General features: G+C 52.2%; 32 protein-coding genes. 11 read left to right on the top strand and 21 right to left on the bottom strand.

The window, feature by feature from the left end; genetic code table 11:
- Nucleotides 1-22: 22 nt before the first annotated feature.
- Nucleotides 23-1,168, bottom strand: a complete 1,146-nt coding sequence (mltB, locus tag Q394_RS0101545; RefSeq protein WP_028487731.1) for a lytic murein transglycosylase B — start codon at nucleotides 1,166-1,168, stop codon at nucleotides 23-25.
- A gap of 72 nt (nucleotides 1,169-1,240) precedes the next feature.
- On the bottom strand, nucleotides 1,241-1,888 hold the full coding sequence (locus Q394_RS0101540) for a hypothetical protein (RefSeq protein ID WP_156946713.1): 648 nt from the start codon (nucleotides 1,886-1,888) through the stop codon (nucleotides 1,241-1,243).
- A 106-nt stretch (nucleotides 1,889-1,994) separates the two neighbouring features.
- On the opposite strand from Q394_RS0101540, the gene Q394_RS0101535 reads away from it, so the two are divergent.
- Nucleotides 1,995-3,176 carry a M20 aminoacylase family protein gene (locus Q394_RS0101535; protein WP_051542594.1) on the top strand — a complete coding sequence of 394 codons (1,182 nt, stop codon included), beginning with the start codon at nucleotides 1,995-1,997 and terminating at the stop codon, nucleotides 3,174-3,176.
- Between the two features lie 2 nt (nucleotides 3,177-3,178).
- Here Q394_RS0101535 and Q394_RS0101530 read toward each other — a convergent pair whose 3' ends face one another.
- Nucleotides 3,179-4,483 (bottom strand): glycoside hydrolase family 18 protein, encoded by a 1,305-nt coding sequence (locus tag Q394_RS0101530; protein WP_028487728.1) that lies wholly within the window; start codon nucleotides 4,481-4,483, stop codon nucleotides 3,179-3,181.
- Nucleotides 4,484-4,727: 244 nt separating this feature from the next.
- Here Q394_RS0101530 and Q394_RS0101525 point away from each other — a divergent pair, with 244 nt between their 5' ends.
- From Q394_RS0101525 to folK, 4 genes are all read left to right on the top strand, one after another.
- On the top strand, nucleotides 4,728-5,003 hold the full coding sequence (locus Q394_RS0101525; protein WP_028487727.1) for a glycine zipper 2TM domain-containing protein: 276 nt from the start codon (nucleotides 4,728-4,730) through the stop codon (nucleotides 5,001-5,003).
- A gap of 78 nt (nucleotides 5,004-5,081) precedes the next feature.
- The gene (locus Q394_RS0101520; protein WP_028487726.1) at nucleotides 5,082-5,558 is read left to right on the top strand and encodes a glycine zipper 2TM domain-containing protein; all 477 of its coding nucleotides are present in this window, start codon (nucleotides 5,082-5,084) and stop codon (nucleotides 5,556-5,558) included.
- 42 nt (nucleotides 5,559-5,600) lie between these two features.
- Nucleotides 5,601-5,972 carry a dihydroneopterin aldolase gene (gene folB, locus Q394_RS0101515; protein ID WP_028487725.1) on the top strand — a complete coding sequence of 124 codons (372 nt, stop codon included), beginning with the start codon at nucleotides 5,601-5,603 and terminating at the stop codon, nucleotides 5,970-5,972.
- Complete coding sequence (gene folK / locus Q394_RS0101510) at nucleotides 5,954-6,457, top strand: 2-amino-4-hydroxy-6-hydroxymethyldihydropteridine diphosphokinase (protein WP_028487724.1); 504 nt, start codon at nucleotides 5,954-5,956, stop codon at nucleotides 6,455-6,457. Before folB ends, folK begins: the two co-directional genes overlap by 19 nt.
- 2 nt (nucleotides 6,458-6,459) lie before the next feature.
- Here the strand turns inward: folK and Q394_RS0101505 are convergent, their stop codons facing one another.
- The 5 genes from Q394_RS0101505 to cls all read right to left on the bottom strand — a co-directional run bounded on the left by Q394_RS0101505 (nucleotide 6,460) and on the right by cls (nucleotide 9,875).
- The gene (locus Q394_RS0101505) at nucleotides 6,460-6,945 is read right to left on the bottom strand and encodes an SRPBCC family protein (RefSeq protein WP_051542592.1); all 486 of its coding nucleotides are present in this window, start codon (nucleotides 6,943-6,945) and stop codon (nucleotides 6,460-6,462) included.
- An 83-nt stretch (nucleotides 6,946-7,028) separates the two neighbouring features.
- Nucleotides 7,029-7,199 carry a 50S ribosomal protein L33 gene (rpmG, locus tag Q394_RS0101500; RefSeq protein ID WP_028487722.1) on the bottom strand — a complete coding sequence of 57 codons (171 nt, stop codon included), beginning with the start codon at nucleotides 7,197-7,199 and terminating at the stop codon, nucleotides 7,029-7,031.
- Nucleotides 7,200-7,219: 20 nt separating this feature from the next.
- A complete protein-coding gene (rpmB, locus tag Q394_RS0101495) occupies nucleotides 7,220-7,456 on the bottom strand; it encodes a 50S ribosomal protein L28 (RefSeq protein ID WP_028487721.1) in 237 nt (78 codons plus the stop codon).
- 90 nt (nucleotides 7,457-7,546) lie between these two features.
- On the bottom strand, nucleotides 7,547-8,410 hold the full coding sequence (locus Q394_RS0101490; protein WP_028487720.1) for a DUF72 domain-containing protein: 864 nt from the start codon (nucleotides 8,408-8,410) through the stop codon (nucleotides 7,547-7,549).
- Nucleotides 8,411-8,441: 31 nt separating this feature from the next.
- The gene (cls, locus tag Q394_RS0101485; protein WP_028487719.1) at nucleotides 8,442-9,875 is read right to left on the bottom strand and encodes a cardiolipin synthase; all 1,434 of its coding nucleotides are present in this window, start codon (nucleotides 9,873-9,875) and stop codon (nucleotides 8,442-8,444) included.
- Between the two features lie 238 nt (nucleotides 9,876-10,113).
- On the opposite strand from cls, the gene chrA reads away from it, so the two are divergent.
- Nucleotides 10,114-11,424, top strand: a complete 1,311-nt coding sequence (gene chrA / locus Q394_RS0101480; RefSeq protein WP_156946712.1) for a chromate efflux transporter — start codon at nucleotides 10,114-10,116, stop codon at nucleotides 11,422-11,424.
- Between the two features lie 48 nt (nucleotides 11,425-11,472).
- Here chrA and Q394_RS0101475 read toward each other — a convergent pair whose 3' ends face one another.
- Complete coding sequence (locus tag Q394_RS0101475) at nucleotides 11,473-12,012, bottom strand: gamma carbonic anhydrase family protein (RefSeq protein ID WP_028487717.1); 540 nt, start codon at nucleotides 12,010-12,012, stop codon at nucleotides 11,473-11,475.
- 124 nt (nucleotides 12,013-12,136) lie between these two features.
- Between Q394_RS0101475 and Q394_RS0101470 the strand changes: the two genes are divergently transcribed.
- The 3 genes from Q394_RS0101470 (at nucleotide 12,137) to Q394_RS0101460 (ending at nucleotide 13,914) form a co-directional block, all read left to right on the top strand.
- Nucleotides 12,137-12,385 (top strand): hypothetical protein, encoded by a 249-nt coding sequence (locus tag Q394_RS0101470; RefSeq protein ID WP_028487716.1) that lies wholly within the window; start codon nucleotides 12,137-12,139, stop codon nucleotides 12,383-12,385.
- A gap of 13 nt (nucleotides 12,386-12,398) precedes the next feature.
- Nucleotides 12,399-13,499, top strand: coding sequence for an agmatine deiminase family protein (locus tag Q394_RS0101465; RefSeq protein ID WP_028487715.1), 1,101 nt, complete (start codon nucleotides 12,399-12,401; stop codon nucleotides 13,497-13,499).
- A gap of 169 nt (nucleotides 13,500-13,668) precedes the next feature.
- Nucleotides 13,669-13,914 carry a hypothetical protein gene (locus Q394_RS0101460; protein WP_028487714.1) on the top strand — a complete coding sequence of 82 codons (246 nt, stop codon included), beginning with the start codon at nucleotides 13,669-13,671 and terminating at the stop codon, nucleotides 13,912-13,914.
- 64 nt (nucleotides 13,915-13,978) lie between these two features.
- On the opposite strand, the gene Q394_RS0101455 is transcribed toward Q394_RS0101460, so the two are convergent.
- The 6 genes from Q394_RS0101455 to Q394_RS0101430 are packed head-to-tail and all read right to left on the bottom strand — an operon-like array spanning nucleotide 13,979 to nucleotide 18,946.
- Nucleotides 13,979-15,232: an MFS transporter gene (locus Q394_RS0101455; RefSeq protein WP_038140127.1), complete on the bottom strand. Its 1,254-nt coding sequence runs from the start codon at nucleotides 15,230-15,232 to the stop codon at nucleotides 13,979-13,981.
- 34 nt (nucleotides 15,233-15,266) lie between these two features.
- Nucleotides 15,267-15,611, bottom strand: coding sequence for a hypothetical protein (locus Q394_RS18680; protein ID WP_038140126.1), 345 nt, complete (start codon nucleotides 15,609-15,611; stop codon nucleotides 15,267-15,269).
- A gap of 2 nt (nucleotides 15,612-15,613) precedes the next feature.
- The gene (locus Q394_RS0101445; protein WP_028487712.1) at nucleotides 15,614-16,336 is read right to left on the bottom strand and encodes an LrgB family protein; all 723 of its coding nucleotides are present in this window, start codon (nucleotides 16,334-16,336) and stop codon (nucleotides 15,614-15,616) included.
- Nucleotides 16,329-16,703 (bottom strand): CidA/LrgA family protein, encoded by a 375-nt coding sequence (locus tag Q394_RS0101440; RefSeq protein ID WP_028487711.1) that lies wholly within the window; start codon nucleotides 16,701-16,703, stop codon nucleotides 16,329-16,331. The genes Q394_RS0101445 and Q394_RS0101440 overlap by 8 nt, the downstream gene beginning before the upstream one ends.
- A gap of 54 nt (nucleotides 16,704-16,757) precedes the next feature.
- Complete coding sequence (gene arsJ, locus Q394_RS0101435; protein WP_028487710.1) at nucleotides 16,758-17,948, bottom strand: organoarsenical effux MFS transporter ArsJ; 1,191 nt, start codon at nucleotides 17,946-17,948, stop codon at nucleotides 16,758-16,760.
- Nucleotides 17,945-18,946 (bottom strand): ArsJ-associated glyceraldehyde-3-phosphate dehydrogenase, encoded by a 1,002-nt coding sequence (locus tag Q394_RS0101430; protein WP_028487709.1) that lies wholly within the window; start codon nucleotides 18,944-18,946, stop codon nucleotides 17,945-17,947. Before Q394_RS0101430 ends, arsJ begins: the two co-directional genes overlap by 4 nt.
- A gap of 118 nt (nucleotides 18,947-19,064) precedes the next feature.
- Between Q394_RS0101430 and Q394_RS18675 the strand changes: the two genes are divergently transcribed.
- Nucleotides 19,065-19,994 carry an MBL fold metallo-hydrolase gene (locus tag Q394_RS18675; protein WP_051542590.1) on the top strand — a complete coding sequence of 310 codons (930 nt, stop codon included), beginning with the start codon at nucleotides 19,065-19,067 and terminating at the stop codon, nucleotides 19,992-19,994.
- Nucleotides 19,995-20,053: 59 nt separating this feature from the next.
- On the top strand, nucleotides 20,054-20,572 hold the full coding sequence (locus tag Q394_RS0101420) for a GlcG/HbpS family heme-binding protein (RefSeq protein ID WP_028487708.1): 519 nt from the start codon (nucleotides 20,054-20,056) through the stop codon (nucleotides 20,570-20,572).
- A gap of 43 nt (nucleotides 20,573-20,615) precedes the next feature.
- Here the strand turns inward: Q394_RS0101420 and Q394_RS18670 are convergent, their stop codons facing one another.
- The 6 genes from Q394_RS18670 to Q394_RS18660 all read right to left on the bottom strand — a co-directional run.
- Nucleotides 20,616-20,891, bottom strand: a complete 276-nt coding sequence (locus tag Q394_RS18670) for a thioredoxin family protein (RefSeq protein ID WP_038140125.1) — start codon at nucleotides 20,889-20,891, stop codon at nucleotides 20,616-20,618.
- A gap of 17 nt (nucleotides 20,892-20,908) precedes the next feature.
- On the bottom strand, nucleotides 20,909-21,931 hold the full coding sequence (locus Q394_RS0101410) for a permease (protein WP_028487707.1): 1,023 nt from the start codon (nucleotides 21,929-21,931) through the stop codon (nucleotides 20,909-20,911).
- The gene (locus Q394_RS0101405) at nucleotides 21,931-22,221 is read right to left on the bottom strand and encodes a hypothetical protein (RefSeq protein ID WP_038140124.1); all 291 of its coding nucleotides are present in this window, start codon (nucleotides 22,219-22,221) and stop codon (nucleotides 21,931-21,933) included. The genes Q394_RS0101410 and Q394_RS0101405 overlap by 1 nt, the downstream gene beginning before the upstream one ends.
- A gap of 78 nt (nucleotides 22,222-22,299) precedes the next feature.
- Nucleotides 22,300-22,650 carry a metalloregulator ArsR/SmtB family transcription factor gene (locus Q394_RS18665; RefSeq protein ID WP_038140193.1) on the bottom strand — a complete coding sequence of 117 codons (351 nt, stop codon included), beginning with the start codon at nucleotides 22,648-22,650 and terminating at the stop codon, nucleotides 22,300-22,302.
- 50 nt (nucleotides 22,651-22,700) lie between these two features.
- A complete protein-coding gene (locus Q394_RS0101395; RefSeq protein WP_028487705.1) occupies nucleotides 22,701-23,081 on the bottom strand; it encodes an AAA-type ATPase lid domain-containing protein in 381 nt (126 codons plus the stop codon).
- An 11-nt stretch (nucleotides 23,082-23,092) separates the two neighbouring features.
- Nucleotides 23,093-23,398 (bottom strand): zinc ribbon domain-containing protein (locus tag Q394_RS18660; protein WP_038140123.1); only part of this gene is annotated, 306 nt, incomplete at its 5' end.

Here is a 23,398-nt window from a genome sequence, read left to right as displayed (position 1 = left end):
CGGAGGTGCGCCCCTACGGTTCTTATTTACCGACGCGTTCGCGCACGGCTTGCGCCAGCAGATGCACGGTCATCGCATAATAGTTACTGTGATTGTAACGGGTAATCACGTAGAAGTTTTTGTAACCCACCCACGGTTCCTTATAACCATTCGGCACCGTGCTTAACGCCAGCAAATGCACTGGGCCTGACGAGCCTTTGCCATACTTTGGCGCAACGCCCATACGGCTCAGGTCAGACATGGAATACTTGACCTTGAAACCATCCGGCACATTGGCGTAGGTATTGGAACTGACCTGCGCAGGCACTGCCACTTCCCCACCCTGTTGCCAGCCGTGTTTGGCAAAGTAATTGGCAATGCTGCCAATCGCGTCGTGTGGATTCCACAAATCCCGCACGCCATCACCATCAAAATCAACCGCGAAATCGTGGAAACTGCTAGGCATAAACTGGCCATAACCCATTGCGCCCGCGAAAGAACCTTTGGGCGACAGTGGATCCATACGCTCACTACGGGTCATCAACATGTAGTTTTTCAGCTCATCAAAAAAGAACTTGCTACGACGCTGGTTAACAATCGCAGACGTGGTAAGCGCATCAATAACCTTGTGCTTGCCGAGAATACGCCCCCAGCGGGTTTCTACACCCATAATCCCCACGATGTATTCTGCCGGAACGCCGTATTGCTGTTGCGCACGCTGCAAATAAGGTGCATTTTGCTGCCAGAATTCTGCGCCACGCTGCACATTAGCAGCTGTCACAAAACGGTCACGATAAGCATTCCAGCCTTTCGGGCTGCCGGGGTCAGAGCTGGTGCTCGCCCACAACCGCGCTACGTCATCACGGTTGCGTACTTGAGAAAATACCCCGTACAAATAATTGCGATCAAAGCCCTGAGTACGCACTAAATTCTCAATAAAATTCAGCAAACGCGCATCACCAGCAAAATCACCACTCAACGCCCCCGCTGAATAATTACCAACACCTTTGCCGCCATAGCTGACACTCTGCGCCTGATCTGTCTGAGGCTGCACCACAGGCGGCTTAACCACTTGCTGGGAGCTGTTGTCCGCTGTTTCTGGTTTTTCAGGTGTCGAGCTACACGCCCCCAAACTCAATACCAATAATGCCACCGCGCCCCGGGCAAAAGAATTCCTTGGCAAATACATGAAAGCCTCCAACATAGACTAGAATTATTTTAACTAATAAACAGACTAATAGTCTAACACGCTAATAAGCGCTTAAAAAGGTCTCATATTACCTATATCATCCAAGGGAATCATGTTGCCAGACTCCTCCGCAAAGGGTGGAACCTGATTAGCAATAGCATCACCAACCGTTACTGGGTCTGGCATACTGATGGAGGGGAACTGCCAACCGCCCGGCATTCTCCCCATATCGTAAGGCGCATTGATCATTTTATCAAAAGCATCACCGGTAAAATCGGTATAAAAATCAGGCCAGATATAACGGGTATCACCCCACGGTTTGACTTCTTTTTTCTGTGAAACAGGCGGGCGCATCGGGTAAGCAGGCATCATCCGTTGCTGCTGCATCATGTAAGGGTTATAGGCTTGTTGCTGTGCGTAAGGGTAATAAGCCTGCTGCTGGACATACCCCGGATAAGCGTAGTTCTGGTAAGGGCTATACGTGTTCTGGTAAGTATTGTAATTGTAAGGGTAATAAGCAGTAGCAGGCGCTTGCTGCATATAGGCCTGATTCGGGAATTGTGGCCCCGGTTGCATTACCCCCGGATACTGAACCTGATTACTGTTCATCGCCTGGGGTGGAAAAGTCAAAGTTTGCGGTGCTGCTGTTGGCTCTTGCGCTTGCACATGGCCTACTGCCAAGAGTGTAGCGGCCAGCATTATACGTTGTGGTGTTTTCATGAGATCACGACCTGACAGTGTTAATATTGGAAAGGTATCAGAGTAAGAAGAATACCAGACATGCCTTATAAAATCGCGACTACCTATGAAAAGAAAGGATTACCGCATGACCGCTAAACTCGACCCTATTGCCGCCAGCCACGCCCTGCACGCCGATATGCAGCAATGGCGGCGTGATATTCACCAACACCCGGAAACGGCTTACGAAGAATTCCGCACCAGCGAACAGGTGGCGCAACGTTTACGTGCTTTAGGTTTGGACGTGCATACCGGCATTGGCGAAACTGGCGTGGTGGCCGTGCTGCACGGCAAGCACCCCGGCGACAAGCACATTGGGCTACGTGCGGATATGGATGCCCTGCCCCTGACTGAACTGAATACCTTTGCCCATGCTTCGTGCCACCACGGCAAAATGCACGGCTGCGGGCATGATGGGCACACCACCATGCTGCTGGGCGCTGCCACCATTTTGGCGCAAAACCCCGATTTTGCAGGCACGGCTTATTTCATTTTCCAACCTGCCGAAGAGAGCAATGCTGGGGCGAAGCGTATGATTGACCAAGGGCTATTCACACGCTTCCCGATTGCTGAAATCTACGGAATGCATAACTGGCCGGGGATTCCTTCGGGGCAATTTGCAGTACATGCCGGGGCAGTGATGGCTTCCACCGACAGTTTCGATATTGAGATCAAGGGAAATGGTGGTCACGCGGCGATGCCGGATACCTTTACCGACCCGATACTGGTCGCGGGTCACATTATTACTGCCGCGCAAAGCATCGTGGCTCGTAACCTGAAGCCCAGCAATGCGGGTGTTGTCAGCATTACCCGCATGGTTGGCGGCAGTGGTGCTTACAACGTGGTCCCGGAAACGGCCAGCTTACATGGCACGATCCGCAGTCTTGACCCGCAAGACCGCAAGCTGCTCAAGCAACGCCTGCAAACCGTGGTGGAACATATTGCGCAAGCCTTTGATGCTAGCGCCAGCGTGCGTTTTCTGGAAGGCTACCCGGCCACCATCAACCATCATGCCAATGCCGAAGCTTGCTATCAGGTCGCTACTGAACTAGCGGGTGAAGCTGGGGTGCAATGGAATCCGCCTCCCAGCATGGGCGCAGAAGATTTCGCCTACATGCTGGAAGAACGCCCCGGTGCTTACATCTGGATCGGCAATGGTGACGCCACCGAAAGCCGCGCCCTGCACAACCCGCACTACGATTTCAACGACAGTATCTTGCCACTAGGGGCAAGTTACTGGGTGCGGTTAGTGCAGCACTTGTGCCGTTAGGCTTATTTGCCTGTTTCGGTGTGCAAGGCTTTACGCAACGCCTTCATAATGGGGCGTTGCTTACCGGCGGGTTTGCTTGCCATGTAATCTAGGCGCATGTGCCAGATCATCAGCCCACCGAGCTTGTTTTCCTTGGTGAATTCCACCTTTTCATAAACCGCGCGTTCGTCAGTGTAGGAAATGAAGGCATCATAATCAGACCCCGGGTTGTTAATGCTCAAGTACGGAACCTTCGCCTTATCATCCCAACGGTACTTGTCTGGTGAATAACCACATTTGTAGGGAGCGACTGCACCCTCGGGGGTTGTCATGCAGGCATAATCGGGATTCATCAATTCAGCAACACTGGCTCGAGGCGTCCCTGTATTCCAGTTTTTAGGTGCAACCGTCCATTCCTGCATTGGTGCTGTTGCACCATCAGTAGAATTTTTTACCTTGCCACCGTACCAAATTCGTACTTCGAGACTCATCCCCAACCCTAATTTACTCGGTAGAACACCTCCATCAATAAATTGCTGGATAGCACGCCCTACCGATACCACTGACCTTGCTGAGTATGTTGGGTATTTTTGTCCACCATCAGACAAAGCACCATCATGCCAAACCACTTCATCACTGAGGGAAGACAAGTCGTAACCCATCACATTGATTTGATCGACTTTATCTTGGATCTTCGCCAACAAGGTGCGTAATTGCCCTGCATTATTATCCGCGACGTTCTCCACACCGGTAGCAACGGTTAACAATGGACGCTCAAGCAACATGTTAGGATTATTGGTTTTATTTACTGCTTTCAAGGCAACTTGAAGTTCAGTCACAAAGGTTTCGTAAGCCGCACCCTCTTGGTCTGCTCGAATAGGTTCCAGATCTAGATCCACCCCATCGTAACCTTCCTTCACTGTCGCCACTAACTGATTGATCATAGTGGCGCGGGTACTGGCATTCTTAATCACCGGCTCATACACATCGTACCAAGCCAACACACTCAACAATAAAGGAATATTGTGCTGATGAGCAACACTAATTGCAGCTGTACGCTTAGCGACACCCATACTTTCTGTACTGAAATCCAACGAACCGTCGGCATTCACCCGGCTGGCAAAATGCACCGCATGCGTCAACATATTCCAGTCATCATCATCCATAAAACCAAAGCTACCCGAAGTACTTTGTTCATAACCCGGTAAATAACCTGTTACCCAAGGCTTCGTGATTTTCTCACCCGCGATACCGCTGTATGGCAAAGCCAATACCACAACACTAAATAACAACACAGTGAAGTGCTTAATCATTCTATTCATCATCATGGGCTTCTCCCCAATTCTAAATCACTGAAAACCTGTATATTAGCTTAATAATTCACTTCATAAAACAAATGAATCAATATTGCTGATACGAACAAAATGCTCTCTAAAATTTAATGTGCGAAATTGTAAAAATCATGGCAATCTTAGTGAACTACTCCAAGAGTAGGCCACTCTAAGAAAACACCAGACATTGGAAAAACGTGGCAACAGCCCAAAAAACATAATTTTTACTAAGGAGCTATACATGAAAACCATTACTTATTCACTGAGTGCCATCGCATTAGTCGCCACCTTGGCTGCTTGCGCTGCCCCCATGAATAATTCACAACTAGGCTCAGCCACAGGTGCAGTTCTCGGTGGTGTTGCTGGTAACCAAATGGGGCAAGGCCAAGGCAAAACCGCTGCTACTATTGTTGGCACCATGGTCGGTAGTGTCGTTGGTGGCCAGGTCGGTGCACAGCAAGACCGTTACTATCAACAGCCTCAAGTAGCAGCACCGTATTACAACCGAGGCTACTAAGCCTCGTTTCGACTGGCAACCTAGTAACGGGTTGCCAGCTTTTCCCAGATCAGATTCATCTGATAAGGAGTGTCCTCGATGAAAATGTTAATTAAATCCCCTCTCACAGTAGCCGCCCTATCCTCTGTTTTACTGCTTACAGGATGTGTCGGCACTGCCCCCATTACGAATACGCAAACTGGCTCAATGATTGGCGCCGTGTTAGGTGGCGTTGCCGGTAATCAACTCGGCGATGGCCAAGGCAACACGGCCATGACTATCCTTGGCACTGCACTAGGTAGTTACATCGGCAGCCAGTGGGGAGCGCAACTGGATAATCGCGACCAGCAATACCTTGGTCAATCGGTTTATAGCGGGCGTCCCGCGACGTGGCAAAACCCAACAACTGGCAACCAGTACAATGTCACCCCCGGTCAGGTTTACCGTGCTAACGTCAACAATCAAAGCACCGTCTGCCGCCCAGTCACTATCGTCGGCACGATTGATGGTAGAAACCAGAATATCCAGACACAAGCCTGTCAAGATAGCAGTGGTCAGTGGCAGCTAAGCCGCTAACCCTTTACAATCCATGTTCTACCCTGATAACAAGAGTAAAACATGGATATAGTTTATGTGCGTGACCTGCGCCTCGATGCCCGTATCGGTATTTACGAATGGGAAAAGCGCATCCTGCAAAAAATCCGCGTTGACCTAGAAATGGGCTGGGATAATCGTGTCCCAGCCGCTAGCGATGCCATCAAAGATACACTCAACTACAAAACCGCCGCCAAGCGTGTCATGGAATTGGTGGAAAGCGACCATTACGAACTAGTCGAACGACTAGCAGAAACCATTGCTGACACCCTGATGCACGAACTGCATATCCCGTGGATTCAAGTCACCGTAGGTAAACCCGGTGCAGTACGCGGTTCCAGTGAAGTCGGTGTTAGAATTGAACGGGGAAATCGTCAATGGCAAGCGTCTACCTGAGCATTGGCAGCAATATCGACCGTGAAGCCAACCTTTGCACTTGTATGCAACAACTTAGACACGATTTCGTCGATATACTCTTTTCGCAAGTGTATGAAACACCCGCCGTCGGCTTTGAAGGTGAACCCTTTCTCAATCTCGCGGCAGGTTTCACCACCGAACTAACACCCAACGCGCTCAAGCAGTATTTACGGCAAATGGAAGCGGCACAGGGGCGAATTCATGGAGAAAAAAAATTCAGCGCACGCACGCTGGATTTAGATTTACTCCTCTACGATACGCTAGATTTACATCCCGAACACAATCTGCCCCACAGCGATATTTTAACGTACCCCTTCGTGCTCTTTCCATTAGCAGAAATTGCACCGACAGTGCTACACCCAAGCCTGCAACAAACCATCGCGGAAATTGCAGATAATGCCACATTACCCCGTGACACTTTGAGCATCATTCAACTACCTTGTAATCACGCTATACAAACCTAATGTCACACGGCAAAGCGAGCTTTCAACTGCTGAATAAAATGATCTAGCCGCTTGTCGGGGTCACCATTCATACGCGCCTTGATGCGTCCAATCGACGTATGCGTTTCTAAGGTTTCAGTAAATGTCACCCGTGTTCCGCCTGGTACAGCACTTAGCCGTGCTTGACGTGTCCCTTTACTGCCCCGCTGCCGTAAGTCTAATAACAGCTCCTTCAGCGGTATTTCCTTGATCTTGCGCAATACAACAGGCTGACCACCAGCGGCTTGTTCAACCCAACGCAAGCCATCATCATCATCCAGCATTTGCATTCTGGCCAAATCAGTACGCCAGAGTGCCTGTTGAGATAAATCACTCAACGCTTCCCACACAGCATCAGCGGATGCCTTGATCAGCTCCACTCGCGTGACCTGCTGATAGGGGGACATCAAAAATCCCACAAATAGGGGCGTTAATGCCAACAAAATACCAATGCTTATTACAATCCACATGATAGTGTGTTCCATCGCAGTTTTCGTAAACGCAAAAACCCGGCAGTGCCGGGCTTTTGAAAGAATCGCAGGAAGCCAATCAATTACTTGATTTTGGCTTCCTTAAACATGACATGTTTACGCACAACCGGATCGTACTTGCTGAACTCTAATTTGTCCGGCGTAGTACGCTTGTTCTTGGTTGTAGTATAGAAAAATCCAGTTCCTGCGGAAGAAACCAGCTTGATTTTATCACGACCGCCTTTCTTAGCCATTCGCTGTTACCTCCGGTTGATTAAACTTTTTCGCCACGGGCGCGGATGTCGGCAAGGATGGTATCAATACCCAGCTTGTCGATAATACGCATACCTTTGGTAGAAACGCGCAGACGCACCCAGCGTCCTTCACTTTCCACCCAGAAACGTTTCGCGTGCAGGTTAGGCAGGAAACGGCGTTTGGTTCTGTTGTTAGCGTGGGACACATTATTACCTGTGACCGGACGCTTACCTGTTACTTGGCATACACGAGACATCGGGATACTCCAGATCTGCGATTCTTAAACTCTAAAGGCGCGTGAGGATACCAGAAGCCCCCTTTGCAAGCAACCCGGTGGCGCTTTTTTTTATAAGAGCAGCACCTGTTCTGGTGCCGTTATCAAAGCCGGTAAATCAGGTAGTTCCGGCACTCGCTGCTGCAAATGGGTGTGGAACAACCGCGCCAGTGCTGGAGCCAAATGATTATTCGGGGTATGCAGGAAAATGCGCGGGCGCTTGCCCTCTGCCAACCACCTCGCCGTTTGCGCCACCCAACGATCCAACCAGTCATGGTTGGCTTCCAGCACCGGGTGTCCAATGTAACGCAACACAGGCTGACCTGCTGTCACATCCAGTTGTACCGGCAAACGCGGTTTGCGGCTTTGCGCTTCACGGGTTGCCGCATCCAGCGGTGCAGCCGCATGTAAGGGACGGCTGTCAAAAATCACCCGATCCACCCCAAGGTCTTCCAGCAAGGCATTATAAGCAGCCCGCGAAGCCGCGTGGGTAAAAAAGGCCGGGTGACGCACTTCCACCGCATACTGGTAATCCCGAGGCAAGCTACGCAGGAAACTTTCCAGCATCGACAACTCGCTGGGCGAAAACGTCGCAGGCAATTGCACCATCAGCCCATCCATCCGCTGCCCCAGTGGTGACAGACGATGCAAGAATTCCTGCGTCTCTTTCGCCGCGTGAATCAAATAATGCTGGTGGGTAATCGTGCGCGGGAACTTGAAACTGAAACGAAAGCTCTCCGGTGTCACCGCCAACCAGCGGCTCACCATCTCGGCGGATGGCACGGCATAGAACGTTGTATTGCCCTCCACCGCATTAAACACCTGCGCGTATTGCGCCAGAAAGTCGGCGGGTTTGGCATCAGCACCGAATAAAGAACCTTTCCAGTGCGCGTTTGACCATAACGGTAAACCCAGATAATACGGTAGTGGCTGCATAGCTCGCCTCTAATATTTAATTATCAATACATTACAGCAGAGGAGACAACAAGCGGGCAACACTCTCCGCCAAGCGTTGACGTTTACCCAAGCGGCGGCGCTGCGATTCCGTGACTTCTTTCGCGTTGGCACACACTGTCAGGAAATCCTGCTCCAGTTTGCCCGCAATCTCCGTTCCGTAAAAGAACATATTGCCTTCAAAATTGAGGCGGAAACTGCGTTGATCCATATTCGCCGACCCTAGCGTGGCAAAATTACCGTCGATCATCATCGCCTTCGCGTGAGGCATCGCATGGTACATTTCAAACACCCTGACCCCCGCTGCCAGCAAATCGTCAATAAAGGAACGCCCCGCATACAGCACCAGCGGATGGTCAGAACGCCCCGGCAACAACAAGCGCACATCCACCCCACGTAATGCTGCTGTTTGCAACGTCATCAGAATCGGCCGATCAGGCACGAAATACGGGGTTTCAATCCAGATACGCTGGCACGCCAAATTCATTGCCGCAAACAAGACGGTATGGATAGCCTGCCAACGCTCATCCGCAGGCCCGCTGGCAAGGAACTGGGCGCAAATATTACCCGCCTCAGGAATCACCGGGAAATAGGTGTCGCTCACCAAATCTTCGCCGGTCGCGTGATACCAATCCTGACAGAACACTTCCTGCAAGGTATACGCTACCGGCCCCTGAATACGGGCGTGCAAATCCTGCCACGGCTCGCCCCTACCCGCGTAGACATCACCCACGTTCATCCCGCCGGTAAAGGTCAGATTGCCATCAATAATGACGATCTTGCGGTGGTTACGGTTGTTCAGGTTCAATTGACGGCTGAGGACATTCACCTTCAGGAAACGCTCTACCTCGCCCCCCGCCGCCAGCAAGGGCGCAAAGAAACCCGCCTTGGCTTGCCGCGAACCCACGTCATCCACCAACAGCCTGACATTGACGCCACGTTGTGCTGCCCGGCTCAAAGCATCGCGCAAACGGGTTCCTGTATAATCGGCTTCCCAGATATAATAGACAAGGTGGATGTGTTGGGTTGCCGCATCGAAAGCGTTTTCCAAGGCATCGAATAAGGCGTCACCCTCGCGCATAATCTCGACTGCATTACCCGCCAACGGGCCAATATCATCGAGCTTGTTAACCAGCGTCAGCAAGGAGGGAGAAATACCCGCGATGAACTGCTCACCATTGAGGCTGACCTGTACCTGTTCCAGCGCACGGGCTAGTTTTTCCTCCACCTTACGGCGTTTGCGGCGACGTAAGTGCAGACGAGTCGTGCCAAATAGCCAGAAGCTCAACAAACCGACGAACGGCAGCAACACAATCACCAGCACCCACGCCAAGGTCGCACCCGTTTCACGGCGCTGCTGAACAACGGTCGGCAACAGGATGGCAATGATGAACACATCCAGCAACAATAACCCCGTGTTCAGCCAGCTTGTCAGGTAAGCAATCAAATCTATCCCTTTAATCAGTAAACGTCCCGCTATTACTGTAGGCGGATTCAAACATGAAATGTAGTTGTTTTTGACCGTCGGTGGCACGCCGCTATGGCGTTAATAGTCGTGGATTATAATCCCGAACAAGCCTACGCTTACGACATACTAAATGCTGCCCGACACCGAGGCTATCATGCTGTGCTGATCGGGCTTTGAATACATAGCCGTATCACGGCTCCGCCACAAGGAATTGAGCTTGAGCAAAATACCACAGACACCGCCCGCCACACCAACCTTGGGGCAAGCCTTCAAATACTGGCTGAAGCTGGGCTTCATCAGCTTTGGTGGCCCGATGGGGCAGATTGCGATGATGCACACCGATTTGGTGGAACGTAAACGCTGGATCTCGGAACACCGTTTTTTACACGCGCTGAATTTCTGCATGATCTTGCCGGGGCCGGAAGCGATCCAGCTAGCCATCTACATTAGCTGGCTGATGCATGGCGTGACAGGTGCGGTAATGGCCGGAATCTTGTTTTTCATGCCTGCCTTTATCTTGCTATCCTCATTAGCCGCTATCTACCTCGCGTGGGGAGATGTACCGCTGGTTCAAGGCTTATTCTATGGGATAAAACCGGCGGTAGTGGCGATAGTACTATTTGCGGCATGGCGCATTGGCTCAAAAGCCTTGAAGAACAACATTCTGTGGGGCATGGCAATCTTGGCTTTCGTCGCCATTTTTGTGTTTGATATTGGCTTCCCGTGGATTGTGTTGACAGCAGCGCTGTTGGGCATGATTGGCGGTAAAGTCATGCCAGATAAATTCAAAAGCGGCGGCGGACACGGTACATCCGACAAGCAATACGGTGCTGCGGTGATTGACGACCACACCCCTACGCCCTCTCACGCCCAATTTTCATGGGCTAAACTCGGCATGACGCTGGTGGTTTTCGTGAGTATCTGGGTGATTGCCATGTTCGCACTGTCTGGCAATCAAGGCTTGGCAGCGATGGCCAGCTTCTTCACCAAAGCCGCGTTTCTCACCATCGGCGGGGCGTATGCGGTGTTACCTTACGTCTATCAAGGCGGGGTGGAACACTACGGCTGGCTAACCGGGGCGCAAATGATGGATGGCTTGGCTTTGGGTGAAACGACACCGGGGCCGTTAATCATGATTGTCACCTGGGTTGGCTACATGGGTGCAGGTTTGGCTGGCGCGGCAGTCGCAACGTTTTTCACCTTCCTCCCCTCATTCCTGTTCATCATCGCCGCCGGGCCCGTGGTGGAAAGTACCCGTAATGACCTGAAATTTACCGCGCCACTCACTGGCGTGACTGCTGCGGTGGTTGGCGTCATCATGAATCTGGCGGTGTTTTTTGCATGGCACACTTTCTGGCCTAACGGCACGGGCACAACGCCGTTTGCGCAACCGTTCGAGTGGTTTACTGTCATCATAGCGGTAGCTGCTTTTATTGCCCTATGGAAATACAAAGCCGATATTATGAAAGTCATCTCGGCCAGCGCAGCGATTGGCCTGACTTACAGCATGTTATTACCGTTATTTTAAGGAAGTATCCGATGGTAAAGTCGTGGCCAAACCGTAAGGCAGCTAAGTTCAGGCTTCTGATGTCTGAGTGCGTATTGCCAGCTTGCGATAATATTCGGCGGAATACCGCAAATAAGCGCGTTCCTTCTCAGTCAGGGGACGTGCCTGTTTAACCGGGCTACCCACGTACAAATGACCACTTTCCAGTACCTTGCCGGGGGGCACGAGGCTGCCCGCACCGATAATTACGTCGTCTTCCACCACGGCCGCATCCAGCACGATTGCACCCATCCCCACTAAGCAACGATTGCCGATAGTACAGGCGTGTAACACGGCGCGATGCCCGATGGTCACTTCCTCGCCGATAATCAGCGGCAAACCGTCAGGGCGGGTGTATTCACCACCGTGGGTAACGTGCAGCACTGCGCCATCTTGCACATTGCTCAGCCGCCCGATTGTGATGCGGTTAATATCGCCGCGCACCACAGCGCTGGGCCATACCGAAACGCCTTCTGCCAAGGTGGTTTGCCCACTGACGTAAGCCATCTCATCCACAAAAGCGGTAGGATGAATATCGGGAACATGATTTTCAAAGCGTTTAATGGTCATGGTAAAAATTTCCGTAATTAATGATGCATTGCAGTATAAATTAATACAGCGGCTCTTGAAACAGAACGTTATAATCCTGAGGACATCTCAAGTGCGTTAAATCAATTCAGGTGGGAGGAGTTTCATGACGCAAAAAGATTCCAATTATTTTTCGCTAGTATCCCAATACAAAGAAATAAAAAAAGGGGCTGATAGCAAAGCGCAAGAACAGGTAAGGTGGGTCAGGAACCTGCAAGCCGCCAAAGGCAACGAGCAGATGCATCACTTACGCATGATGCGACAAATCGGGAATGAGGCGGATGCGCTGTACCGGCAACTGGAGAAAATCAGCCAGGAAATTCACGTCCGTTATGATGATATAGCACCGTATTGAAGAAGCCAAAACCATGATGACCCGCCGACACTTTATGACATCCACTTTACTCGCCTCCACCGCCAGCCTGCTGGGAATGCAAGGCAGCGCCTTGGCCGCCACCAGCACGCCCCGCGAGTGGTACATGCCCGACGAAGGCGAACGCCACACCCGCACCTGGATGGCATTCGGTGCCAGCGCGGCCATCTGGGGCAAGAAACTGCTGCCAGAAACCCGCCGCAACCTTGCCACCATTGCCAACACCATAGTCAAATACGAACCCGTCACCCTGCTGGTGCGTGAAAACGAGGTCGAGCTGGCGCGGAAACTGCTGGATAGTAAAGTGGAACTGGTCGTATCAGCGCTGGATGATTTATGGATGCGCGACACCGGCCCCGCCTTTGTCCTCACCGAACAGGGTGACAAGGCAGCGATCAATTTCAACTTCAACGGCTGGGGCAACAAGCAACAGCATGGGCAAGACAGCAAGGTCGCCGCCTTCATCGCCAAACAAGCAGGCGTGGAAGTCATTTCCACCAAGCTGGTGCTGGAAGGCGGCTGCTTTGAGTTGGATGGGCACGGCACCGCCATCATGACTGAAAGCTGCACGCTCAATAACAACCGCAACCCCGGCATGTCCAAAGCACAGTTTGAAGACACCCTCATGCCCTTGCTGGGGCTGGACAAAATCATCTGGCTACCGGGTATCAAGGGCAAGGACATCACCGATGGGCACACCGATTTCTACGCACGTTTTGCCCGCCCCGGTGTAGTCGTCGCCGGTTACGACCCTGACCCGGCCTCCTTCGATCACGCCGTCACCCAGCGGCATCTGGAAATCCTGCAAGCCGCCACGGATGCGCAAGGCAACAAGCTGCAAGTATTAACACTGGAAGGCCCTGAAACGGTACGCGAAACCTACGAAACCAAGGATTTCGCCGCCGGTTACATCGGTTATTACGTGTGCAATGGTGCCGTGATCATGCAGGAATTCGGCGACAAACAGGCCGATGACAAGGCAAAAGCCACCTTACAAAAAGCCTTTCCCGGCCGAAAAATTGAGCAAATCAACGTGGATGGCGTTGCCGCAGGTGGCGGTAGCATCCACTGCACCACGCAGCAAGAACCGGCCTGAATAACTCCCGAGAGCATTTCCCCGACACAGGGTTGCCTCTATACAACAGGGGCTAACCCTACGTTCATCCGATTCTCCTTCGAACGGCAGACTGGTATGATACCCTCTAAGGGATAGCCCCTTATATTCATAATAGTAAAAAATATCATCACCAGACGAGGAGAGAATCATGAGCATCGGACATGCTGTACAAAAAGGGTCATTAATTTATATTTATGACCAGCACGGGAAGCAAATCACTTCCGTTTCAGCACCGGGGCGTTGGCCTGAAGATGGCCTGAAACACCACACATCCACGACCATCAGCGTACAAAAAGGCAGCCTCATTTACCGTTACGACGAAAGCGGACGCGTGGTTGGCAGACCACTTCCAGCACAGCCAGCCATGCATGGCCAGCACTTGCTATCAGCCTGATATTGCAACGGAACTAGCCAACCCAAGGGCGTGCATATCACGCCCCTGCGGTTTTTCACCAGCCTTAATCGCGTGGTACTTTCCACAATAACCACGCCCCCAAACCAAACAGCAACAACACTGCCAGCAAGCCCAAGCGCGGCGAACCTGTTAACACACCGACCCAGCCGACCAACAACGGCCCCAATACCGCCGCAAACTTACCCAGCATATTGTAGAAACCGAAAAATTCCGCCGCCTGTTCCGCCGGAATCAAACTCGCATACAAGGAACGGCTCAACGCTTGCACACCACCCTGCACCAGCCCTACCGATGCCGCCAACAGGTAAAATTCCTGCGCATTCTCCATCCGCGAAGCCATGATAGTAATCAGCACATAGCCCGCCAGACCAGCCAGAATACCGCGTTTCGCCCCCCATTTATTGCCCACCCAGCCAAACACCAAGGCCGCCGGGAACGCAATGAACTGGGTAATCAACAAAGCCGTAATCAAACTATCATCGGCAAACCCCAGCGCCTTGCCATAATCCACCGACATCAGGATGACCGTATCCACCCCGTCGATATAGAACCAATACGCCAGCAAAAACAGCCATACCACCCGTAACTGGCGAATATGCCGAAAAGTATCCCGCAACTGCCCCACCGACTGGCGCAACAACACCGGCAACGACGGGCGCACCGCCTGTGCTGGCGCACGTTCCCGCACCCACAACCACAACGGAATCGAGAACAACGCCCACCAAGCCGCCGTAATCCCGAATGCCCAACGCACTGCCGCCGTTTTATCTACCAAGCCAAACCATTCCGGCTTCAAAGTCAACAACACACACACCGCAAACAGCAAACCACCGCCCAAATAACCCAGCCCATATCCCAAAGCGGATACCCGGTTAAAATCCTTTTCCTCCGCCACATCCACCAGCAGCGAATCGTAGAAAATGTTTGCCCCCAAAAAGCCCACCACCGCCAGTACAAAGGCAAACATTGCCCATTGCCACTGGCTTTCACCGACCAGCGTCAGCCCCAAAGTGGCACACACCCCCAAGGTAACAAAGGCCGCCATCATCGGCTTTTTAATACCGCCCTGATCCGCCACTGTCCCCAAAAAAGGCGCAAGCAACATGATCGAGACACTCGCCAAAGCATTCGCCGTACCCAGATGCAAGGTAATATCTTCCGACGGCAAACCATTCGCCCAATATTTACGGAAAAAAATCGGAAAAAACGCCACCATCACAGTGGTGATAAAGGCCGAATTCGCCCAGTCATAAAACGCCCACGCCCAGCGCTGGCGAGTCGTAGTGGTAAGATTCATCACTCCCTATTCCCCTCTTATCGTTATCAATTGGCTAAAATAATGGCAACACCACAGCCACCCCTGCACGCGCCCGGTCAATATCGAAACGCAGCTCGCAATACTCCTGCTGTTCGCACACCGGGCTGGGATCATCCGCACAACAACTTCCGGCAATCACCCCTGCGTAAAAAATACCAGTTCTAACCTGAAGTAAGTTAGGGGTTTCTGCAACCTCCAGTACGATAACAGTCATCTCATCGCCGCTCACATGGCTACTATGCGCCATGCCTGCCTGCAAAGGTAAGGCGGCTGTTCCCAACGCCTGCACTTCTTGCTTAAAAACCGCCTGGAAATCTTCCGAACCCCATGCAGCCAACGCCTTACTTAATACCATCATACCTACCTCATCCATCCCAACAACCACGGCAATAGCACCGACGCCACGAACGCCGACAACGCCATGGCCAACCCAGCAAACGCCCCCATTTCGGCACTCACTTGAAACGCCCGTGCCGTACCAATGCCATGCGCTGCTACACCCATCGCAATGCCGCGCACACTATCATCGCGGATACGCATCAAATCGAACAACTTCGTTCCGAACACTGCTCCGACAATCCCAGTCATCACCACCAGCACCGCCGTCAGCGAAGGGATACCGCCGACCCGTTCTGCAATCCCCATTGCTACTGGCGCTGTCACCGATTTAGGCGCAAGCGATAGCAAAGTTTGCGAATCCGCCCCCAGCACCCACGCAATACCCACAGCACTAGCGCCACCGACCGTCACCCCGACCAATAAGGCCACTAATACTGGCAACCACAACGTTTTCAACTTACCGAACTGCCGGTATAAAGGAATCGCCAGCGCCACCGTTGCAGGCCCCAACAAGAAATGCACAAATTGCCCCCCGGCAAAATAATCTCGATACGGCGTCTTCGTCAGCAACAATAACGCAATCAGCAAACCCACCGCCGTCACCACGGGATTCAGCAAAGGGTTAAACCTCGCCCACACATAGAGCCGATACGCCAGCCCATAGGCAATCAGCGTCATCGTCAACCCCAGCAATGGCGAAGTAGACAGGTACACCCAGATTTGCGCCAGATTATTATCATGCATTATCGGAACGCCCCTTACCCATGAGGCGTTGCACCCCCAACATCACCAAGGCCGTAACCGCCAAGGTAATCAGCGTACCGAACAGCAATGCCGCACTGATCGGCAGCCATTGATCACCAATGCGCCCAAAATGCACCATCACGCCCACGCCCGCAGGCACAAACAGCAACGACAAATGACTCAACAAAGCACTCGCCGCCGGTTCGACCACCTGCTCCAACCCATTGCGCAACAACAGCGTCAGGAACAGCAACACCATCCCAATCACAGGGCCGGGCACGGGAAGACTCATTAAACGAGCGATCACCTCACCCACTAGTTGATACACCAATAACAGCGTGATGCCATTCAAAAAATTAGGAGACATGAGAACAACCATCCCATTGTGAATAATGCGGACAGTATAACGTGGCTTAACGCCTCACGCCTGCACAGCGGGCAGACGCAACGACAACAACAACGCCGCCAACACAAACCCTGCCGACAACCACAAACAACCTTCCAACCCATACTGCTGGTATGACCAGCCCGACAGCACCGTACCTGCCAGCCGCCCACCGGCATTTGCCATGTAATAAAATCCGACTTTCAAAGCCACTTTATCATGATCGGCATAAGCAAGAATCAAATAAGAATGCAGCGCAGAATTAATCGCAAACACCACCCCAAACACCAACAAACCGACCACCAACACCGTACCCGCATCCCAACCCTGCCCCAATGCCAAGGCCATCGCAAGCGGTATCAACAACAGCATCAGCGCCCAAAATCGCGCCTCTTTTGCCCCCGGCGCATGGGTTTTCAACCCCAACAAAACCGGCGCAGACGCTTGCACCACACCATAGCCCACCACCCACAAGGCCATGAAGCCACCGACCTGCATAAAGCTCCAGCCTAACACCGCAAACATGAACACCGGCACCGCAACTACGAACCACACATCCCGCGCCCCGAACAGGAAAAATCGCGCCGCCGACAACCCGTTGATGGCCGCATTATTGGAAAATACCTGTGTGAATTTCGGCTTCGCTTTCGCCTTACCCAACTCATCCGGCAACAGCAACAAGGTCACGAGCGTGACCACAAACAACCCCCCAGCCAATACCAACAAGGCATACTGGAAACCAACCATCTGCAACAAAACCGCGCCAAGGAAAAACCCCAAGCCTTTCAGCGCATTCTTTGAACCCGTCAGCAGCGCCACCCACTTGAACAAACGCACATCTGCACCTTGCGGCACGAGCGTTTTTACACTCGCTTTCGCCGACATTTTATTCAAGTCCTTGGCGATACCAGACAGGGCTTGCGCAAACATCACATACGGCACAGACAGCCAGGCCGTAGGTAACAACATCCCTAAAGCGGCAATTTGCATCACCATCCCAATGTGCATGGTGACATTCAAACCCAACCTTGCGGCCAACCAACCACCCACCAAATTAGTGACAATGCCAAAGAATTCGTAGAACAAAAACAGCATCGCCACCTGAAACGGCGAATAGCCAAGTTGGTGAAAATACAGCACCACCAGCATCCGCAGTGCACCATCAGTCAGGGTAAACGCCCAGTAACCGCCGGTAACGGTAAGGTAATTGCGCAGATCAAGTGTCATGCTGACAAACTCGCGGCTACTTTTGCCGTCAATTCCATCATACGGTTCATGTAACCCCACTCATTGTCGTACCACGCATAGATTTTCACCTGCGTGCCATCAATCACCATCGTGGAAGGCGCGTCAATGATGGCAGAACGCGGGTCGTGCTTGTAATCGACCGACACCAGCGGGCGTTCTTCGTAGCCGAGGATGCCTTTCAGGTAAGTTTCGGACGCCTCCTTGAAATAGCCGTTCAGCTCTTCCGCCGTCACTTCACGCTCTGCCTCGAACACGAAGTCGGTTAGGGAAGCATTCAACATGGGAATCCGCACCGCATGACCGTTGAGCTTACCGACCAATGCTGGGAAGATCTTGGCAATGGCTTTGGCAGAACCCGTGGTGGTGGGAATCATGGATTCGCCACAAGCACGCGCCCGCCGCAAATCCTTATGCCCCTTGTCGATAATGGTCTGGGTATTGGTGATATTGTGCAGCGTGGTCATGCAACCGTGCTTGATACCAACCTTTTCGTGCATGACTTTAACCACTGGCGCAAGGCAGTTGGTGGTGCAAGAAGCCGCTGTCAGCAAATGATGCACTGCCTGGTCATAGTCCTGATCGTTGACGCCATAAACAATATTCAACGCGCCCTCCACCGGGGCAGCCACAATCACTTTCTTCACACCCTGATCGAAATACGCCTGCAACTGCTCGACTTTGCGGAACTTGCCGCTGCATTCCAGCACAATGTCACAGCCCGACCAGTCAGTATCACCAATTTCCTTGTTGGAGGTATAGGCAATTGCTACGCCATCAACGATCATATGGCTAGCGTCTGCGCTGCATTCCGGCGGCCAGATGCCGTGTACGGAATCGAATTTCAGCAAGTGAGCGGAAGTCGTCGCATCACCCGCAATTTCATTGACCTGTGTGAAAGTGAACGCCGGATTGCCCCAAGCGGCGCGAATACCCAGACGCCCCATGCGCCCAAAACCGTTGATACCGATAGTTGCCATGACCCTACTCCTTAAATCTGTAAAACATGGGTGAGGATTATATTCGCCAAAACGGATATAATGGAATTATTTCATACTTTGTCATATAAAATTCATGAACCACATCAGGAACATCATTATGTTTAGCAAACTGCTTCCCGCCGCTTTCTGCCTGCTGCTACTGACCCAAGCCGCCCATGCGTTTGAACCCACCACGCAAAAAGTCACGGACAATGTCTACGCCATCGTTGGCGATACCGGCGAGCGCACCCCGGAAAATCAGGGCATGAATAACACCAGTGGTTTCATTATCACCAATGACGGTGTAGTACTGGTTGGCTCCAGTGCCACCGAAGCCAGCGCCAAAATGCTGGAAGCTGCCGTCAAAACCGTCACCGACCAGCCTATCAAGCAAGTGATCAACATCGGCGTGCAAGACCACCACTGGATGGGCAACAGCTATTTCCTCGCCCAGAAAATCCCAGTCAGCGCCCTCGCCAAAACCGTGGCAAGCCAAAAAAATCAGGAATCCATGAACCGGATGCGCCTCTCCAGTGGCATTGGCGGTAAACCCGAAGACCTGAAAGTGAAATTCCCCAGCGAAACCTTCGACGGCGATGAAAAAACCCTGAGCATCGGCGGCACAGAAATGTCGCTGCGTTACCTCGGTGATGCGCACTTCCCCGGCGATGCGGTCTTGTGGTTGCCCAAGGAAAAAGTCGTGTTCACCGGAGACACTGTATTCAACGACCGGATGCTGGGCGTACTGCCGGACATTTCCAACGTGAAAGATTGGCAGGTCACCTTCAAGAAAGTTGCGGAACTCAAGCCAGAACACATCATTCCGGGGCATGGCAACCCCAACGACTTGGCAACCGCGCAGAAAAATACCGGCGATTACCTCGACTGGCTGGTAACGAACGTCGGCAAGTCGCTGGAGGAAATGGAAGATTTAGGCGATGCCGTCAAACGCCTGTCAGCGGATGAGGCATTCAGCTTCCTGAAAATGGCGAAAGAACTGCATGGGCGCAATGTGCATCAGACCTACTTGCAGCTTGAAGCCGAGTAAAAGCGGGCATTCAGTGCTAACATTCAAACGACCATCACCTTTTCCCCTAGGAGGATAGTATGAAAAAACGTATACCCATCATATTGCTCACCACCCTGCTGGCATCGCTGAATCTGGCACACGCCGAAGACGAGGCAAAAAAACCCTCGAACTTTATCAGCGTCAAGCAGATTTCAATGGAGCTGGCGATGGATATTGCCCATGAGTCCGTCCTCGCCTGCCGCGAAAAAGGCTACAACGTAGCTGCTGTCGTGGTTGACCGCAACGCATCGGTGCAAGCCCTGTTACGCGACACGATGGCAGCCCGTTTCACCATGCAGATCGCCGAAGAAAAAGCCAACGCGGTCATTATGTCAGGTGCCAGTTCCGCCGAATTTCGCGCCAACCGTGCTGACATCAAAGATGAAATGAACGAGGTCGACGGCATTCTGATGTTGGAAGGTGGCTTGAAAATCGAAAGCGGTGGCTCATTGCTTGGGGCTATCGGCGTCAGCGGCGCACCCGGCGGCGAAAAGGATGCAGAATGCGCCAAAGCTGCACTCGACAAGTTGATGGAACGGCTGGAAATGATGGATTAACCGCAGTGGGCAGGGGATGTAAACCTACACCCCTGCCCTTAACTTAGCAGCACTTACCACCACTGCAACAACCGCCCGCCGCTGGCATCCCCGCCAACCAGCCTTCTACACTGGCCTTAGAAGGAACCCCACCGGCATGAACAACCTTGCCATCCACGACCACACCCGGTGTAGACATGACCCCATAGCCCATGATGGTCGGCAGGTCTTCGACTTTCTCCAATGCCAGCGTCACGCCTTTTTCACGCGCGATGTCCTCGATCAGTTTGTAAGTCGTGTTGCAACTAGCGCAACCTGTGCCGAGTACCTTAATTTCCATAAAAACTCCCGAATCAACTATGATAAAACACTATTAAAGACATAACCCACCAGTAAAATGCCGAATGCCACAATGCCCGCAAATGTGGCAATCAGTTGTGGTTTCAGTACCTTACGCAGAATGATCATTTCCGGGGCAGACAAGGCAATCACACTCATCATGAATGCCAGCACCGTGCCCAGCGCCGCCCCTTTAGCTAGCAATGCCTGCACAATGGGAATCACACCAGCAGCATTGGTATACATCGGCACACCCAACACCACAGCGGCAGGGACTGCCCACCACACATCCTTACCCATGAATGAAGCCATGAAATCCTCTGGTACATAGCCGTGGATCAACGCCCCCACACCCACACCGATGACGATGTAAATCCACACCTTGCCGACGATTTCACGCACATGCTGGAAACCGTGGCCGATACGCTCAGCCCACGTCATACGAGCACCTGTCACATCGGCTGAACGTGTGTTTTGCATCGCCCGCACCCAGTCTTCCAGATAGCGCTCCATCCCCAGCTTGCCAATCAGCAACCCGGCAAGGATAGCCACCGCCAAACCCATCAACAGGTACAACGCCGCCACTTCCCAGCCAAATAAGCCGAAGAGCAGAATAAGCGCGACTTCATTCACCATCGGCGCAGCAATCAAAAATGAGAACGTTACCCCCAACGGCACACCTGCTTGCAGGAAACCAATAAACAGCGGTACGGCAGAACAAGAGCAAAACGGCGTGACAATGCCCAACGTTGCGGCCATCACATTACCGACACCTAAACGCTTACCAGACAACAACGCACGAGTACGCTCTGGTGAAACAAAGGTATGGATGATCCCCATCACAAACACAATGCCGGTGAGCAGCAGCAATACCTTGGGTGTATCGTATAAAAAGAACTGTAATGCACCACCAAGGTGGCTCTCACGCTCCAATGGCAATAAAGCCACCAGCGTTTCCGAAATAGGCAATAAAGCCTGATAAAGGGCAAACCAAACCAGCGCCGCTAACGGTAAAAACCACGACCTTCCTATAAGTAACATTAGCAACACGCCTGCCCTGAAGCCGTGGGTGTGCAGCACGCCTCTCCTGCCACGACAACGGCTTCCACGCCAAACTGCTCATCAAAAGCAGTATCCAGTTTTTGTGCCGCCTCATCACGAATATGGCGAGCAATCTCCACCACGGTATTGATGTGATCTTCCGATACGCCTAAAGAGCGCAAGCGCTGGACTTGGCACAAACCCATGCTGGGATGTTTCGCAGCAATGCCCGCCGCCAGTGACGCCAAAGCCACAATAGAACTGTGCAAGGGCGGGGATGATTCACGCATAGTTATCTCCAGATGTACAAAACATTACTTAATGATCCGCGTAACAGTATGTCATATCTGTTTTAGCGAATATACTGGTTAAGCACAAGATCCACACACGACACTCATACGCTCAGCCCCTGCCAAACGCTCACGGTCAACCTGAAAAGGCACTTCGCCTTCACTGCCTAAACGTAAATTTTCCAACACATCCAATGCCCAACAAAGCAATTCAGGATGCAGGCGATAATAGACCCATAACCCCGCCTTACGATCCAACAACAAACCGCTTTCACGCAGCACCGCAAGGTGGCGGGAAATCTTCGGTTGAGCCAATGCTAAGGCCTGAGTCAGCTCACAAACACATAACTCTTCCCTGCCGACTAATAGCAATAAAATACGCAAACGCGTTTGATCGGCAAGGGCTTTGGTAAAGATATCTAGTTGCATGGTATTCATAACAATAAAGTTTAAAAATTAAAATAGATCTCAAGAAGGCGTTACTCCTCCCCCTCTGCCAAGCCATACTTCTTCAGCTTGCGCCACAGCGACACGCGGTCGATACCCAGAATATTCGCCGCCTTGGTGCGGTTGCCGTCGCTGTGTTCCAACACGTAGCGGATGTATTCCTCTTCACGCTGCCCCAAGGTTGGCAAGTCGCCTTGCGCATCCGGCAGGGCGTGGACAACCTGTTCCGCCAAAGCCGCTGGCAGTTCCGCCACTGTCAATTCACTGCCCCGCGCCAAGGCCACCCCGCGCTCAATCAGGTTTTCCAGTTCGCGTACATTGCCGGGGTAGCTGTACCCCATCAACAGGGAAACCGCATCTGTAGCAATGCTATCCACCTCACGCCCCATCCGCAGCGCATGTTTGCTTGACATCCTCCCCATGGCTAAAGCCGGGGGATTCCTCCTGCGAGACGGCAATGTCCTGCCGTGAGAATGTTCCGGGCTGCATTGACATCTCTGTCGTGCAGCTCCCCACAGTCGGGGCATGTCCATTCTCTTATTCCAAGTCCTGCTCTACCTTTCGGACTGTTGACGGAAATGCTTCCGCAGCACGAACAGGCTTGGGTACTGTACGCTTCGTTGACGTCGAGAAACACGCCTTGCATCGCTTTCGATTTTGCATCAAGTTGTGTTTTCAGCATTGACCACCCTGCATCCAATACAGACTTAGCCATATTGGTTTTGACGAG

It is taken from the genome of Thiothrix lacustris DSM 21227 (assembly GCF_000621325.1).
GTDB classification, from domain to species: domain Bacteria; phylum Pseudomonadota; class Gammaproteobacteria; order Thiotrichales; family Thiotrichaceae; genus Thiothrix; species Thiothrix lacustris.
This window is presented reverse-complemented; position numbering and strand designations above follow the sequence as displayed.